The sequence below is a fragment of the Streptomyces sp. NPDC002680 genome, from assembly GCF_042889145.1.
GTDB classification, from domain to species: Bacteria; Actinomycetota; Actinomycetes; order Streptomycetales; family Streptomycetaceae; genus Streptomyces; species Streptomyces adonidis.
This window is the reverse complement of sequence record NZ_JBIAQP010000024.1, coordinates 1-15,038: the sequence shown is the minus strand read 5'-3', so window position 1 is coordinate 15,038 and position 15,038 is coordinate 1. Positions and strand designations below refer to the sequence as shown.

16 protein-coding genes are annotated in these 15,038 nt (G+C 70.2%); 11 read left to right on the top strand and 5 right to left on the bottom strand.

Annotation, left to right across the window (positions count from 1 at the left end):
* Positions 1-6 precede the first annotated feature (6 nt).
* The 3 genes from deoC to ACFYXF_RS44475 are packed head-to-tail and all read left to right on the top strand — an operon-like array spanning position 7 to position 3,345.
* Complete coding sequence (gene deoC / locus ACFYXF_RS44485; protein WP_389358689.1) at positions 7-966, top strand: deoxyribose-phosphate aldolase; 960 nt, start codon at positions 7-9, stop codon at positions 964-966.
* A gap of 5 nt (positions 967-971) precedes the next feature.
* On the top strand, positions 972-2,432 hold the full coding sequence (locus tag ACFYXF_RS44480; RefSeq protein WP_389358686.1) for an aldehyde dehydrogenase family protein: 1,461 nt from the start codon (positions 972-974) through the stop codon (positions 2,430-2,432).
* A complete protein-coding gene (locus tag ACFYXF_RS44475) occupies positions 2,425-3,345 on the top strand; it encodes an aldehyde dehydrogenase family protein (protein WP_389358684.1) in 921 nt (306 codons plus the stop codon). Before ACFYXF_RS44480 ends, ACFYXF_RS44475 begins: the two co-directional genes overlap by 8 nt.
* Positions 3,346-3,480: 135 nt before the next feature.
* Here the strand turns inward: ACFYXF_RS44475 and ACFYXF_RS44470 are convergent, their stop codons facing one another.
* A complete protein-coding gene (locus tag ACFYXF_RS44470; protein WP_389358682.1) occupies positions 3,481-3,900 on the bottom strand; it encodes a hypothetical protein in 420 nt (139 codons plus the stop codon).
* A 60-nt stretch (positions 3,901-3,960) separates the two neighbouring features.
* On the opposite strand from ACFYXF_RS44470, the gene ACFYXF_RS44465 reads away from it, so the two are divergent.
* The gene (locus ACFYXF_RS44465; RefSeq protein ID WP_389358680.1) at positions 3,961-4,662 is read left to right on the top strand and encodes a uridine kinase; all 702 of its coding nucleotides are present in this window, start codon (positions 3,961-3,963) and stop codon (positions 4,660-4,662) included.
* Between the two features lie 196 nt (positions 4,663-4,858).
* Here the strand turns inward: ACFYXF_RS44465 and ACFYXF_RS44460 are convergent, their stop codons facing one another.
* A complete protein-coding gene (locus ACFYXF_RS44460) occupies positions 4,859-5,617 on the bottom strand; it encodes a SigE family RNA polymerase sigma factor (protein ID WP_369037533.1) in 759 nt (252 codons plus the stop codon).
* Positions 5,618-5,903: 286 nt separating this feature from the next.
* Here ACFYXF_RS44460 and afsQ1 point away from each other — a divergent pair, with 286 nt between their 5' ends.
* The 5 genes from afsQ1 to ACFYXF_RS44435 all read left to right on the top strand — a co-directional run bounded on the left by afsQ1 (position 5,904) and on the right by ACFYXF_RS44435 (position 9,882).
* The gene (afsQ1, locus tag ACFYXF_RS44455; protein ID WP_198655456.1) at positions 5,904-6,581 is read left to right on the top strand and encodes a two-component system response regulator AfsQ1; all 678 of its coding nucleotides are present in this window, start codon (positions 5,904-5,906) and stop codon (positions 6,579-6,581) included.
* Complete coding sequence (locus ACFYXF_RS44450; protein WP_389358677.1) at positions 6,578-8,164, top strand: ATP-binding protein; 1,587 nt, start codon at positions 6,578-6,580, stop codon at positions 8,162-8,164. Before afsQ1 ends, ACFYXF_RS44450 begins: the two co-directional genes overlap by 4 nt.
* Before the next feature lie 53 nt (positions 8,165-8,217).
* Positions 8,218-8,856: a hypothetical protein gene (locus ACFYXF_RS44445; protein ID WP_389359009.1), complete on the top strand. Its 639-nt coding sequence runs from the start codon at positions 8,218-8,220 to the stop codon at positions 8,854-8,856.
* Positions 8,857-8,999: 143 nt separating this feature from the next.
* Positions 9,000-9,551 (top strand): VanZ family protein, encoded by a 552-nt coding sequence (locus ACFYXF_RS44440; RefSeq protein ID WP_389359007.1) that lies wholly within the window; start codon positions 9,000-9,002, stop codon positions 9,549-9,551.
* Positions 9,552-9,672: 121 nt separating this feature from the next.
* Complete coding sequence (locus tag ACFYXF_RS44435; RefSeq protein ID WP_389358675.1) at positions 9,673-9,882, top strand: PspC domain-containing protein; 210 nt, start codon at positions 9,673-9,675, stop codon at positions 9,880-9,882.
* A 76-nt stretch (positions 9,883-9,958) separates the two neighbouring features.
* Here the strand turns inward: ACFYXF_RS44435 and ACFYXF_RS44430 are convergent, their stop codons facing one another.
* Positions 9,959-10,318: an ATP-binding protein gene (locus ACFYXF_RS44430; protein ID WP_389358673.1), complete on the bottom strand. Its 360-nt coding sequence runs from the start codon at positions 10,316-10,318 to the stop codon at positions 9,959-9,961.
* Between the two features lie 130 nt (positions 10,319-10,448).
* Positions 10,449-11,666, bottom strand: a complete 1,218-nt coding sequence (locus ACFYXF_RS44425) for an adenosine deaminase (protein WP_389358671.1) — start codon at positions 11,664-11,666, stop codon at positions 10,449-10,451.
* A 134-nt stretch (positions 11,667-11,800) separates the two neighbouring features.
* Here ACFYXF_RS44425 and ACFYXF_RS44420 point away from each other — a divergent pair, with 134 nt between their 5' ends.
* Positions 11,801-12,562, top strand: a complete 762-nt coding sequence (locus ACFYXF_RS44420) for an alpha/beta hydrolase (protein ID WP_389358669.1) — start codon at positions 11,801-11,803, stop codon at positions 12,560-12,562.
* Positions 12,563-12,645: 83 nt separating this feature from the next.
* Here the strand turns inward: ACFYXF_RS44420 and ACFYXF_RS44415 are convergent, their stop codons facing one another.
* Complete coding sequence (locus tag ACFYXF_RS44415) at positions 12,646-13,599, bottom strand: LysR substrate-binding domain-containing protein (RefSeq protein WP_389358667.1); 954 nt, start codon at positions 13,597-13,599, stop codon at positions 12,646-12,648.
* A gap of 63 nt (positions 13,600-13,662) precedes the next feature.
* Here ACFYXF_RS44415 and ACFYXF_RS44410 point away from each other — a divergent pair, with 63 nt between their 5' ends.
* The gene (locus tag ACFYXF_RS44410; protein ID WP_389358665.1) at positions 13,663-14,934 is read left to right on the top strand and encodes an MFS transporter; all 1,272 of its coding nucleotides are present in this window, start codon (positions 13,663-13,665) and stop codon (positions 14,932-14,934) included.
* The last annotated feature ends 104 nt before the right edge of the window (positions 14,935-15,038 follow it).

Genomic DNA, 15,038 nt, shown 5'->3' with positions numbered 1-15,038 from the left:
GTGACCATGCCCACCACTGCATCAACCGCACTCCCGCTCAAGGACGTGACCGCGTCCGACAGCACGCTGCGCCGCTACCTTCACGGGCTGCCCGGCGTCGACGCGGTCGGCCTGGAGGCCCGTGCCGCCTCCCTAGGTACGCGTTCCATCAAGACGACCGCGAAGGCATACGCCATCGACCTCGCCATCTCGATGGTCGACCTGACGACGCTCGAAGGCGCGGACACCGCCGGCAAGGTCCGGGCCCTCGGCGCCAAGGCGGTCCGCCCCGACCCGACCGACCGCACGGCCCCCGCCACGGCCGCGGTCTGCGTCTACCCCGACATGGTGGCCGTCGCGAAGGAGGCCGTCGCCGGTTCGACCGTCAAGGTCGCCTCCGTCGCCACCGCCTTCCCCGCCGGCCGCGCCGCCCTCCCCGTCAAGCTGGCCGACGTACGGGACGCCGTCGCCGCCGGTGCCGACGAGATCGACATGGTCATCGACCGGGGCGCGTTCCTCGCGGGCAACTACCTGAAGGTGTACGAGGAGATCGTCGCCGTGAAGGAGGCCTGCGGGGCGTCCGCCCGGCTCAAGGTCATCTTCGAGACCGGCGAGCTGTCGACGTACGACAACATCCGGCGCGCCTCCTGGCTCGGCATGATCGCCGGGGCGGACTTCATCAAGACGTCCACCGGCAAGGTCGCCGTCAACGCGACGCCCGCGAACACCCTCCTCATGCTGGAGGCCGTCCGGGACTTCCGCGCGCAGACCGGCGTCCAGGTGGGCGTGAAGCCGGCCGGCGGGATCCGTACGACGAAGGACGCGGTGAAGTTCCTGGTCCTGGTCAACGAGACCGTCGGCGAGGACTGGCTCGACAACCACTGGTTCCGCTTCGGCGCGTCCTCGCTCCTCAACGACCTGCTGATGCAGCGCCAGAAGCTGACCACGGGCCGCTACTCCGGCCCCGACTACGTGACGGTGGACTGATCACCATGACCATCGAAAAGATCGAAAAGCGGTCGTCCGCATTCGAGTACGCGCCCGCGCCCGAATCCCGTTCCGTCGTCGACATCGCCCCCTCCTACGGCCTGTTCATCGACGGCGAGTTCGTGGAGGCCGCCGACGGCAGGGTCTTCAAGACGGTCTCCCCGTCCACCGAAGAGGTCCTCTCCGAGGTCGCCCAGGCGGGCGAGGCGGACGTCGACCGTGCCGTGCAGGCCGCCCGCAAGGCCTTCGCGAAGTGGTCGGCGCTGCCGGGCGCCGAGCGCGCCAAGTACCTCTTCCGTATCGCCCGCATCATCCAGGAGCGCAGCCGCGAACTGGCCGTCCTGGAGACCCTGGACAACGGCAAGCCGATCAAGGAGACGCGCGACGCGGACCTCCCCCTGGTGGCGGCCCACTTCTTCTACTACGCGGGCTGGGCCGACAAGCTCGGCCACGCGGGCTTCGGCGCGAACCCCAAGCCCCTGGGCGTCGCGGGCCAGGTCATCCCCTGGAACTTCCCCCTCCTGATGCTGGCGTGGAAGATCGCCCCGGCGCTCGCCACCGGCAACACGGTGGTCCTGAAGCCCGCCGAGACGACCCCCCTCTCCGCCCTGTTCTTCGCGGACGTCTGCCGTCAGGCGGGCCTGCCGAAGGGCGTCGTCAACATCCTTCCCGGGTACGGCGACACGGGCGCCGCGCTCATCGCGCACCCGGACGTCAACAAGGTCGCCTTCACCGGCTCCACGGCCGTAGGCAAGGAGATCGCGCGGACCGTCGCCGGCACCCGCAAGAAGGTCACCCTCGAACTGGGCGGCAAGGGCGCCAACATCGTCTTCGACGACGCCCCCATCGACCAGGCGGTGGAAGGGATCGTCACCGGGATCTTCTTCAACCAGGGCCAGGTCTGCTGCGCGGGCTCCCGACTCCTCGTCCAGGAGTCGATCCAGGAAGAGTTGCTCGACTCGCTCAAGCGCCGCCTGTCCACGCTCCGCCTCGGCGACCCGCTGGACAAGAACACGGACATCGGCGCGATCAACTCCGCCGAGCAGCTCGCCCGGATCACCTCGCTCGTCGCGGCGGGCGAGGCGGAGGGCGCCGAACGCTGGTCCCCGGCCTGTGAACTCCCCTCCTCCGGCTACTGGTTCGCCCCGACGCTCTTCACGAACGTCACCCAGGCGCACACCATCGCCCGCGACGAGATCTTCGGCCCGGTGCTCTCGGTCCTCACCTTCCGCACCCCGGACGAGGCCGTCGCCAAGGCCAACAACACCCAGTACGGCCTGTCGGCGGGCATCTGGACGGAGAAGGGTTCACGGATCCTCGCCGTCGCGAACAAGCTGCGCGCCGGTGTCGTCTGGTCCAACACGTTCAACAAGTTCGACCCCACCTCGCCGTTCGGCGGCTACAAGGAGTCGGGCTTCGGCCGCGAGGGCGGTCGCCACGGCCTGGAGGCGTACCTCGATGTCTGACCCCCGAGTGGACACACGGCCGGACCCGCGTCTGTCCGTCTTCAAGACCTACAAGCTGTACGTGGGCGGGAAGTTCCCGCGTTCCGAGAGCGGCCGGGTGTACGAGGTGAGCGACGCGAAGGGCAAGTGGCTGGCGAACGCCCCCCTCTCCTCCCGCAAGGACGCCCGTGACGCGGTCGTCGCCGCGCGCAAGGCGTTCGGCGGCTGGTCCGGGGCCACGGCGTACAACCGCGGCCAGATCCTCTACCGCGTCGCCGAGATGCTGGAGGGCCGCAAGGAGCAGTTCGTCCGCGAGGTGGCCGACGCGGAGAGCCTGTCGAAGCCGAAGGCGACCGCCCAGGTCGACGCGGCGATCGACCGCTGGGTCTGGTACGCGGGCTGGACCGACAAGATCGCCCAGGTGGTAGGGGGCGGAAACCCGGTCGCAGGGCCCTACTTCAACCTCTCCTCCCCCGAACCGACCGGCGTGGTCGTCGTCCTCGCCCCCCAGGAGTCCTCGTTCCTGGGCCTGGTGTCGGTCCTGGCCCCCGTGATCGCCACCGGCAACACGGCGATCGTCGTCGCCAGCGAGAAGTCCCCGCTCCCGGCCCTCTCCCTCGGCGAGGTCCTGGCCACCTCGGACGTACCCGGCGGAGTCGTCAACATCCTCTCCGGCCGTACGTCGGAGATCACCCCGTCCCTCGCCGCACACCAGGACGTCAACGCGATCGACCTGGCGGGCGCGGACGAGGCACTGGCCAAGGAACTGGAGATCGCGGCAGCCGACAACCTCAAACGCGTCCTCCGTCCACAGACTGTGGACAACGCGGAGTGGTTCGCCACCCCGGGCACCGAACGCATGACCGCCTTCCTGGAGACGAAGACGGTCTGGCACCCCACGGGCGCGCTGGGCGCATCGGGCTCGTCGTATTAGAAACAACCTCCGGCCGTCCCCCCAGGAGGCGGCCGGAGGCCGCCCCTTAGGGGCGCGGGGAACTGCGCGACCGGCCACGACGCACTCGCACCCGGCAACGGTCAGCACCTCCCCACCCCTTCCCCGCACCGCACATCAACCCCCCAAGACCCCCAATGCCTGCCCCAGCACCGGAATGCTCCCGATCGACTGCGCCTGAGCAACAGGCGCAGTCAGCATCTGCGAAGCAACCGGCTGGAAGTCGGACAGCTGCGTGGCAACCCCGTTGTCCAGCGGGTCAACCCCCGTCCCCGCCAGCGGATTCGGCTTGAGCCCCTGAACCGGCCCCGTGACATACCCGACCGAGCCCGTGAGCGCAGCCAACCCCGCCTGCGGGTCGATCTGCCCCAGCGAGGTGCTGGGGTTGGCCCGCATGACGTCCACCGCAGGTCCCCCCTCGGCCGCGGCGGCCGTCGCCGCACCCGCCCCCAGGGCAACGCCCGTGGCCGCGAGGGCGATCAGGGCACGCTGGGCGGTCTGGGCGGTCTGGTTCTGGGAGGACGCGTGTCGTGCCATGACTGGTTGCCACCTTCTGGTACGCCGGGTAATCAGGTCGACACGAAGGGTAGTTGAGGTGTGACGCACCTTTCAAAGCCGACCCGCGGGGTCGGCAGCGGGGCCCCCGATGCCCCACACTGGTGTCTCGTGACCTCCCACCCGCCCATACCCACCCGAGTCGTGCTGCTCTGCGGCCCTTCCGGCTCCGGCAAGTCCCTCGTCGCCGCCCGCTCCGGCCTCCCGGTCCTGCGGCTCGACGACTTCTACAAAGAGGGCACCGACCCGACGCTGCCGCAGGTTCTGGGAAGCACCGACATCGACTGGGACCACCCCGAGTCGTGGGACGCGGACACGGCGGTCGCCGCGATCACCGAGCTGTGCCGCACGGGTCGTACGGACGTGCCGGTGTACGACATCTCGCTGAGCGCCCGTACCGGCGAGGAGCGCGTCGACATCGGCCGCACTCCGCTGTTCATCGCGGAGGGCATCTTCGCCGCCGAGATCGTGGAGCGCTGCCAGGAGGAGGGTGTCCTCGCGGACGCGCTCTGCCTGAGCCGGGGCCCGGTCAAGACGTTCCGCCGGCGCTTCCTGCGGGATCTGCGCGAGGGCCGCAAGTCGGTGCCGTTCCTGCTGCGCCGCGGCTGGCGCCTGATGCGCGCCGAGCGTTCCATCGTGGCCCGCCAGACGGCCCTGGGCGCGTACGCGTGCGACCGGGACGAGGCGATGGGCAGGCTCGCGGACGCGGCGGCGGGCACCAGGACCTACGTACGCACCACATAGACAACCGGGAACGCGCGGACACACACCGAAGCGGGACTGGATGGACCCCCCGGCCCTCCAGCCCCGCTCCTTTTTTGGTGCTCCCCCGCGGCCCCCCGACCCCGGTGGTTCCCCCCTGGTGGTGCTCCCCCGTGCTTCCCCCGTCTACCGCTCCCCCGTCTTCACCGCTCCCCCGAGCGGTGCCCCCCCCGGACCTTCAGGCGACAAGCTCCCCGAAGGACTCCTCCTCGTCACGGCCGAAGCTGAGGACCTCGTCCTCGCGCATCCGGCGGAGCGACCGCCAGATGCTGGACTTCACCGTGCCGACACTGATGTCGAGGATCTCCGCGATCTCCGGGTCGGTGCGGCCCTCGTAGTAACGGAGGACCAGCATCGTGCGCTGGAGTTCGGGCAGCCGGGCCAGCGCCTGCCACAGGACGGCGCGCAGTTCGGTGCCGCGCATCGCGTCCGTGTCGCCGGGCGTCTCCGGCAGTTCCTCGGTCGGGTACTCGTTCAGCTTGCGGCGGCGCCACGCGCTGATGTGCAGGTTCGTCATGGTGCGGCGGAGGTAGCCCCCGACCGCTGCCTTGTCACTGATCCGGTCCCAGGCGCGGTACGTCGAGAACAGCGCGCTCTGGAGCAGGTCCTCGGCCTCGAAGCGGTCACCGGTGAGGTGGTAGGCGGTTGCGTACAGGGAGGCGCGGCGCTCCTGGACGTAGGCGGTGAACTCCGCCTCCGACAGCGAACGGCGCTCCCCCGTGGATTCCTCCCTGTACGCGGCCCCCGTACCCCCCGTGGTACCGCTGCCGCTTCCCCCCGTGTGTGCGTCAACCACCGACATGTACGTCGTGTGCTGACGCCCGGTGCCGCGAACGCACCCCCGCCCGTTCACGGCACCGGACTTCTCAGTGACCCGGGTGACGTCGTGCAGACGCGTGATCACTGCGTTCGCGCTCGTGCTGTGCAGCGTGTTCATCTCGCGCCCCCCGTCGTGGACTTACCCGGACTTCGGCTTGGTTCGTGGTGCTTCCTTGCCTGTGCCGAGAAGCTTGCCCAAGCCACTTCATGACGGTGTCCGCCGACTGTCACAGGCGTGCAACAGGGCCCCTTCCGCAGGAACGGCTCAGCACACCCACAGCGAGTCCACAGTGAGGGGCGATATGTACCCGCGGTGCCCCGAAATCACCCGACAATCGCCGGACAATGACCCGACAATCGCCTGGCAGTCGCAGCCCGGCCCGGCCATGGGCCAGAATGCATCCGTGCCTTCCCTGTTGCTGATCGAGGACGACGACGCCATCCGTACGGCACTGGAGCTGTCTTTGACGCGCCAGGGCCACCGGGTAGCCACCGCTGCCACCGGTGAGGACGGTCTGAAACTGCTGCGTGAGCAGCGGCCGGATCTGATCGTCCTGGATGTGATGCTGCCCGGAATCGACGGATTCGAGGTGTGCCGGCGCATCCGGCGCACCGACCAGCTGCCGATCATCCTGCTCACCGCGCGCAGCGACGACATCGACGTGGTGGTCGGGCTGGAGTCCGGCGCCGACGACTATGTCGTCAAACCCGTGCAGGGGCGGGTGCTCGACGCCCGTATCCGTGCGGTGCTGCGGCGCGGGGAGCGTGAGTCCAACGACTCGGCGTCCTTCGGTTCGCTGGTCATCGACCGCTCGGCGATGACGGTGACGAAGAACGGCGAGGATCTGCAGCTGACGCCCACCGAGCTGCGGCTGCTCCTTGAGCTGAGCCGGCGGCCCGGTCAGGCGCTGTCCCGGCAGCAGTTGCTGCGGCTGGTCTGGGAGCACGACTACCTGGGCGACTCCCGGCTGGTCGACGCGTGTGTGCAGCGGCTGCGCGCGAAGGTCGAGGACGTCCCGTCGTCGCCCACGCTGATCCGTACCGTCCGTGGCGTCGGCTACCGGCTGGACTCGCCTCAGTGACGAAACCGCAGGACAAGCTCCGTGGCTGGGCCGCGGCACGCAAGGCGATACTTTCCGGGCTGCGCTTCACCAGCCTGCGGCTGCGGCTGGTCGTGGTGTTCGGCCTGGTGGCACTGACGGCGGCCGTGTCGGCGTCCGGGATCGCGTACTGGCTGAACCGCGAGGCGGTGCTCACGCGTACGCAGGACGCGGTGCTGCGCGACTTCCAGCAGGAGATGCAGAACCGCGCGGGCGCGCTGCCGGCCCACCCCACGCAGGACGAACTCCAGCACACGGCGGGCCAGATGGCCGCCAGCAGCCAGCGGTTCAGTGTGCTGCTGGTCGCCGAGGACGGCAGTGGGCGGACGGTCGTCGGCAACTCCGGGGCGCTGGACACCTTTTCGCTGACGGACGTGCCCAAGTCGCTGCGTACGGCGGTCGGCAAGGAGCAGTCGATCACGTCGAGCAACAAGTACCCGTACCACCTGTACTGGCAGCGGATCATCGACGGCGACAAGCCGTACCTGGTCGCGGGCACGAAGGTGATCGGCGGGGGTCCGGCCGGGTACATGCTGAAGTCGCTGGAGCCCGAGGAGAAGGACCTCAACTCGCTTGCCTGGTCGCTGGGCATCGCCACCGGCCTCGCGCTGATCGGCTCGGCACTGCTCGCGCAGGCCGCCGCGACGACCGTACTGAAGCCGGTGCACCGCCTCGGCATCGCGGCCCGCCGACTCGGCGAGGGCAAACTGGACACACGCCTCCGAGTGTCGGGCACGGACGAACTGGCCGACCTGGCCCGGACGTTCAACCACACGGCGGAGGCGCTGGAGACCCGGGTGGCCGACATGAGCGCCCGGGACGAGGCCTCGCGGCGGTTCGTGGCGGACATGTCCCACGAACTGCGTACGCCGCTCACCGCGATCACCGCCGTGACGGAGATCCTCGAAGAGGAACTGGACGCGGAGACCGGCAGCATCGACCCGATGATCGAACCGGCGGTGAAGCTGGTGGTCAGCGAGACACGGCGGCTCAACTCCCTGGTGGAGAACCTGATGGAGGTCACCCGCTTCGACGCGGGCACCGCCCGCCTCGTCCTCGACTACGTCGACATCGCCGACCAGATCACCGCCTGCATCGACGCCCGCGCCTGGCTGGACGCGGTCGACCTGGACGCCGAGCGCGGCATCATGTCCCGGCTCGACCCGCGCCGCCTGGACGTCATCCTGGCCAACCTCATCGGCAACGCCCTCAAGCACGGCGGCTCGCCGGTACGGGTGTCGGTGAGTGTGTCCGACGACGACGCCGCCGATGACGACCTGCTGATCGAGGTACAGGACCACGGTCCGGGCATCCCCGAGGACGTGTTGCCGCACGTCTTCGACCGCTTCTACAAGGCGAGCGCCTCCCGCCCCCGCTCCGAGGGCAGCGGCCTCGGCCTGTCCATCGCCCTGGAGAACGCCCACATCCACGGCGGCGAGATCACCGCCGCCAACTCCCCGAAGGGCGGCGCGGTGTTCACCCTGCGGCTGCCGAGGGACCCGTCAACCCTGACGGAGCCCCCACCCGACCCGAACGGCGCGAACGGCAACGGGGAGGGCGCGTGAGGAACGTACGGAGCGTACGGGGTGGACAGGGCGCGCGGGGCCTGGAGAGCGCGCTGGGCGTACCGTCCGCGCGGGGCGTGCGCCGGGGGCTGGCCGTGCCGCTGCTCGCCGCGCTGCTCACCGGCTGCGGGATCCGCGCCACCGAGGTCCCGACGGACTTCGGCCCGGCGCCCTCCCGGGTCCCGTGCTCCCTCTCCGACGTCGCCGCACCCTCCGCGTCGGACGCCGCCGCGCAGTCGGCCGGGGGCGTCCCCGTCCAGGTGTTCCTCCTGTGCGCCTCCCAGCTGGTCACCGTCGACCGCTCGGTGCGCGTCCCGGACGGTACGGGGGAGGCCGAGCGGCGCGTCCTGGTGGCCCAGGGCCTCCTGGACGAACTGGCGGAGACCCCGTCGGCCGACGAGACCGAGGCGGGCTACACGACGGACGTACGCGGCGGCATGAGCGTGAGCGGCCCCGGCCCGCGGGACCCCGAGGACACCCTCCGCCTGAGCACGTCCCCGAACGACCTCGCCTCCTACGCCCTCGCCCAGATCGTCTGCACCTTCTCCGACTCGGCAGCAGCCGAGGGAGACGGCTCCGTGGTCCTGGGCGGCCCGGACACCACTCCACTGCGTCGATACGCGTGCACGCCGGAGGTCCGCTCACGCCCGGGAGCCCAGGTTCCGCCATCGTCGGACGTCAACGGCAGCTGACCTGAGGGGCGCGGGGAACTGCGCGACCAGCCCCCACCGACCCGCAGCCAACGAACGCACCGATCCCCGTGTGGCACACAACTCACCCCCCTGCACGAGCACACCCCGGAACCGATCGTGCCGACCCCCGCGTCTTGGGGGACGTGCAGCGTCAACGCTCGGGCGGCAAAAGCGCCGCGATCCGCATCCGCGCGGCGGGAGGTGTCCTCCTCGTCGCCCATCTCGCGCTCGTCGCCTGGCTCACGCTGCGCCCCCTCGACGTCCCGTGGCAACTGCCCGCCAACCTGCGCCCCTTCGCGGGCATACGGGCCGACCTGGCCCTCGGCTGGCCGGAGGCGGCCCGGCGCATCGCGGAGGGGCTCGCACTGCTGGCCCCACTGGGTGTGCTGCTCCCGATGGCGGGCGGCCGTCTCGACGTCTCCCCGCTCGCGTCCCTGTTCCGTACGGTCATGGCGGGCGCCATGCTGTCGCTCGGCATCGAGCTGCTGCAGACCGGCGTACCCGGCCAGGTCGTGGACGTCGACTCGCTGCTCCTGAACACGGTGGGCGTGGGCCTCGCCCATGTCGCCGTGGTGCCCCTCGTACGGTCCTGGCTGCGCCGCAGGAGCGACCGCAGGCGCCGGGCGACCATCCGTACGGAGGAAGCGACTCAGGGTCGTACCCCGACGATTCCCAGGGTCGGGATCGCCCCGTAGAGCGACGCTTCGTCCCCTGTGCGTCCGTAACGTTGAGTGCAGATGAGCCGCCCGGACAAGCCGGGCAGGCCCGGTGACTCACCGAACTCGAACTCGGACCCGACCTCGCATAGGAGACGTTATGGCCCGCCTTGCCCGCCCCACCAACGGCCGCATGATCGGCGGAGTGTGTGCCGCGCTGGCACGGCGCTTCGGGATGTCCGCGACGACGATGCGCGTGATCTTCGTGCTCTCGTGTCTGCTGCCCGGCCCGCAGTTCCTGCTCTACATAGCCCTGTGGATCCTGCTCCCCTCCGAGAAGTACGAGGACAAGGCCCGCGCCGCCTGGTAGTCGTCCCGCACACACGCCGATGGGGCGCACCCCCGGGCTACGGAGGTGCGCCCCATCGGCGCGTTCACGGGACGGTTCAGCCCAGCGGAATCCCGTTCACGGGGAGGCCGTGCGTGGGCAGACCCTGCAGCGGGAGGCCGCCGAGCAGACCGGCGACCGGCGCGGTCGGGCCCTCGGACGCCAGCTTCGCGACGGCAGGCTGTGCGGCGGCCACACCAGCGCCGAGCGCGCTCTGACCCTGCGCCACGGCCTCGGCGGCACCCGGCAGCGCCTGCGACACGCTCTCCACGGGCAGCGTCTGGGTCACGGTGCCCAGCGCGGCGGAGTCCGGGAGGGCGGGGAGGGCCGGGGCGGCGTTGGCGGCACCCGCACCCGCCGCGGCGAAGGCGGCACCGAGAGCGGCGACACCGAGGGTCTTGGCAGCAGACTGCTTCATAGTGAATGCGTCCTTGAATGCGATGACGGGGATGTGAGCGGTCCAAGACCGTAAACATGCCCGGCGGTCCGCCGCAAACAGCGGAAAGCGGCCGAGTCGCACCGACCGACCGCTTTCCGCCCGCCCTCGATCAGTCCTGCTCCTCGACAGAACCGCTGGTGGAGGCGGTCTGCCGGAACAACCATTCGGATTTCAGCTCGGCGTAGCCGGGCTTGATGACGTCATTGATCATCGCGAGTCGTTCATCGAAAGGAATGAATGCTGACTTCATAGCATTGACCGAGAACCATTGCAGGTCGTCGAGCGTGTAACCGAACGCCTCGACAAGATGCTCGAATTCACGGCTCATTCCGGTACCTGACATCAGCCGATTATCGGTATTTACGGTCGCGCGAAAATGCAGCCGCCGGAGCAGCCCGATGGGGTGTTCGGCGTAGGAGGCGGCGGCACCGGTCTGGAGGTTGGAGCTGGGGCACAGTTCGAGGGGGATGCGCTTGTCCCGTACATAGGAGGCCAGGCGGCCGAGCTTCACCGTGCCGTCGTCCTGGACCTGGATGTCGTCGATGATGCGCACCCCGTGGCCGAGCCGGTCGGCGCCGCACCACTGGAGGGCCTGCCAGATGGAGGGGAGCCCGAAGGCCTCACCGGCGTGGATGGTGAAGTGGTTGTTCTCGCGCTTGAGGTACTCGAAGGCGTCGAGATGCCGGGTGGGCGGGAAGCCGGCCTCGGCACCGGCGATGTCGAACCCGACGACGCCCAAGTCGCGGTAGCGGTTGGCGAGTTCGGCGATCTCCAGGGAGCGGGCGGCATGCCGCATGGCGGTGAGCAGCGCTCCGACCCGAATCCGGTGGCCGTTCTCGCGAGCCCGCCTTTCCCCCTCCCGGAAGCCCTCGTTGACGGCCTCGACGACCTCTTCGAGGGTGAGCCCGGCTTCGAGGTGCTGCTCGGGCGCGTACCGCACCTCGGCGTAGACGACACCGTCCTCGGCGAGGTCCTCGGCACACTCGGCGGCGACCCGGACGAGGGCGTCACGGGTCTGCATGACGGCGCAGGTGTGGGCGAAGGTCTCCAAGTACCGCTCCAGGGAACCGGAGTCGGCGGCGTCCCGGAACCAGGCGCCGAGCTTGTCGGGGTCGGTCTCGGGGAGTTGGGAGTAACCCGTCTCCAGGGCCAGGTCGACGATGGTGCCGGGGCGCAGGCCGCCGTCGAGGTGGTCGTGGAGGAGGACCTTGGGGGCGCGGCGGATCTGGTCCGGGGTGGGGCTGGGCCCGGGACCGGGGTTCGCGCCGGCGCTCTGGGTCGTCTGTTGCGTCTGCTGACTCGTCGTCCGATCACTCTCGCTCGTCATTTCCGCACTCTAACTCCTACGCGCGTAGATCGCCTGTCCTGTTTCCCGTTTCTTCGCCTGTACGTTTCCGCCGATACGTAATGGTGACCGCGCCGACAGGTCTCGTACACCGTTGCTTCTGACACTGTTCTGTCATGGCACACCAAGTGACGCCGGTGCGACAGGCCCGGCTGGGGAGGGCACTGGGACCGGAGCCGACATCGGTGAGCGGCGCGGTTCTGCTGCTTCCCGGCGGTGACGAGGTATCGACGCGCAGGCCGTCACCGCTGCTGGCGGCGGCCTCCGTACGGGCGTTGGGCCGCCGACTCGCCCGCGCGGGCCGTACGGACGGACTGGCCGTGCACGTCGTCCACTACCGCTACCGCGGCTGGAACGGCAGCGAGGCGCAGCTCGCGCACGACGCGCGCTGGGCCACCGACGAGATCGTCCGGCGGTACGGCGATGTCTCCGTGTGCCTCGCCGGCGTCGACATGGGCGGCCGGGCGGCGCTGCGCGCGGCGGATCACGAGGCCGTCAACTCCGTACTGGCGCTGGCGCCTTGGCTCCCCGAGGACGACATGGCGGCGCCGCCGGAGCCGGTACGGCAGCTGAGCGGGCGACGCGTGCTGATCGTGCACGGCACGAACGACGAACGGACCGATCCTGAACTGTCGTTCCGGTTCGCGGCGCGGGCGAAGAAGGCGAATCGGGACATCTGTCGGTTCGAAGTGCATGCGGATGGGCACGGGTTGCATCAGTACCGGCAGGAGGTGCATGCGTTGGCGGAGGATTTCGTGATGGGGGTTTTGTTCGGGCGGGGGTTTTCTCGGCCGGTGGAGGATGCGCTGGTGGCTCCGCCGCCGTTGGGGTTGAGGATGCCGTTGGCTGCGGGGTTCGGTAGGTCTCTGCGGCGGTAGGTTTGGGGTGGTTCGGGTTGTGTTCGGGGTGCCGGCCGGTGGGGGCTTGTCGCGCAGTTCCCCGCGCCCCTGGGGAATGCCCCTCAGCCGGATAGCAGGTTGCCCTTTCTTGCCAAGAGGAAGCGCTTGAAGGCGGCCACTGGCGGAGTGTCCGGGTGGCCGTCGAGCCAAGCCACTCCGATTTCCCTTGCCGCTCGTGGCGATGTGACCGTCAGTTCTGCAACTCCCGGGCGGGGGACGGCCGGTGGAGGCAGGAGCGCCACGCCCAGCCCGGCCGCGACCAAGCCCCTCAACGTCTCGGCCTCCTCGCCCTCGAAGGCGATGCGCGGGCGGAAGCCTGCCTCCTTGCAGAGGTCGTCTGTGATGCGGCGGAGGCCGTAGCCGGGTTCGAGGGTGACGAAGGTTTCGTCGGCTGCCTCCGCCAGGCGGACTCGTCTGCGGGTGGCGAGGCGGTGGTCGGCGGGGACGACGAGGCGGAGCTTCTGTTCGTCGAGGCGGCGGGCGACCAGGTCGGGGGCGTCGGGGACGGGGGAGGTGAGGCAGAGGTCGAGTTCGCCGGAGCGGAGGCGTTCGATCATCGCTTCGCCGTAGTTCTGTACGAGGGTGAAGCGGACGCGGGGATGGTCGGCGCGGAAGGCGTGCAGCAGGCCGGGTACGGTCTCGGCGCCCATGGTGTGCAGAAAGCCGAAGGCGACCTTGCCGGTGGCGGGGTCGGCGTCGGCGCGTACCTCGTCGGCGGCCCGTTCGATCTCGGCGAGGGCCCGCTCGACGGAGGCCAGGAAGGTGCGGCCTGCCGGGGTGAGGGAGACCGTCCGGCCCCTGCGCGCGAACAGGTCGACGCCCAGATCCTGCTCCAGGCGGACCATCGCGCGGGAGAGCGTCGACTGCGGGACCTGCATCTCCTGGGCGGCGCGCGTGACGTGCTCCGTGCGGGCGACTCCGGCGAAGTAGGAGAGCCGTGGGGCGAGGAGGGTGACGATGTCTTCTGTGTCACTGGACGGTGACAGGCGGGCTGCTGACCTCTGCTGATGCACCATGGGAACGATTATGGGGTTTCCGTGCATTGGACGGATGAACGGGGGCGTACGTAACTTCGAGGCATGCCTGCTGCCAGTACCGGGGCGCCCATGCTTGTGGGTGCCGCCTCTCCTTCACGCCCCGTCTCCGACTCCCGTATGGCCCCGGGTGGGCCCGGCTACCGCCGGATGAGCTTCGCGCTCTTCCTCGCGGGCGTCGCGACCTTCGCCCTCCTCTACTCCACGCAGGCACTGCTGCCGCTGATCTCAGGCGAGTTCGGGGTGGCGGCGAGCGACGCGAGCTGGACGGTGTCGGCGGCGACCGGTGGGCTGGCCCTGTTCGTCCTCCCGATGAGCGCGCTGTCGGAACGGTTCGGGCGGCGTACGTTGATGACGGCGTCCCTGGTCGTGGCGGTGACGGTCGGGCTGCTGGTGCCGTTCGCCCCGTCGCTGGGCGCGCTGATCGCGCTGCGGGCGGTGCAGGGCGCGGCGCTGGCGGGACTGCCGGCGTCGGCGACGGCGTATCTGGCCGAGGAGGTCCGCCCGAAGGCGCTGATCACGGCCATCGGTCTGTTCGTGGCCGGCAACAGCGTGGGCGGGATGAGCGGGCGGGTCATCACCGGCTGGGTCGCGCAGGAGTGGGGCTGGCGGGCGGCGGTGGCTGTGATCGGTGTGGTGGCCCTTGGCTGTGCGGTGGCCTTCCGGCTGCTGCTGCCTGCGCCGCGTCACTTCCGTACGGGTTCGCTGCGGCCCCGGGTGCTGGTGCGCACGGTCCGTACGCATCTGGCGAACCCGTTGCTGCGGCGGCTGTACGCGATCGGCGCGCTGTTCATGACGGTGTTCGGCGGGGTCTACACGGTGATCGGGTACCGCCTGACGGAGGCCCCGTTCAGCCTGCCGCAGGGTGTGGTCGGGTCGATCTTCCTGGTGTACCTGGTGGGTACGGTGTCGGCGTCGACGGCGGGGAAGCTGGTGGCTCGGCTGGGGCGGCGAGGTGCGCTGTACCTGGCGGGCGGCACGACGACGGCGGGCCTGCTGTTGTCTCTGTCCGACTCGCTCGGGCTGGTTCTGCTGGGCCTGGTGCTGATCACGGCGGGGTTCTTCGCGGGGCACGCGGTGGCGTCGTCTGCGGTGAGCCATACGGCGAAGGAGGGGCGGGCGCAGGCTTCGGCGCTGTATCAGTCGGCGTACTACCTGGGCTCCAGCATCGGCAGTGCGGTGGGCGCGGTGGCGTTCCACGCGGGGGGCTGGTCGGGGACCGTGGGGATGGGGCTGCTGGCGGTGCTCGGGGTTGTGGGGATCACGGTGCTGGGGTCGCGGGCGGCGCGGAGTGTGCGGGTGTCGGCGACTGCGTGACCAGGCTTTTCTCGCCCCCGCCGCCCCTACCCGTCCCATCCTCGGGGGCTCCGCCCCCGAACCCCCGTATCGCGCTGAACGCGCTCGTCCTCAAACGCCGGACG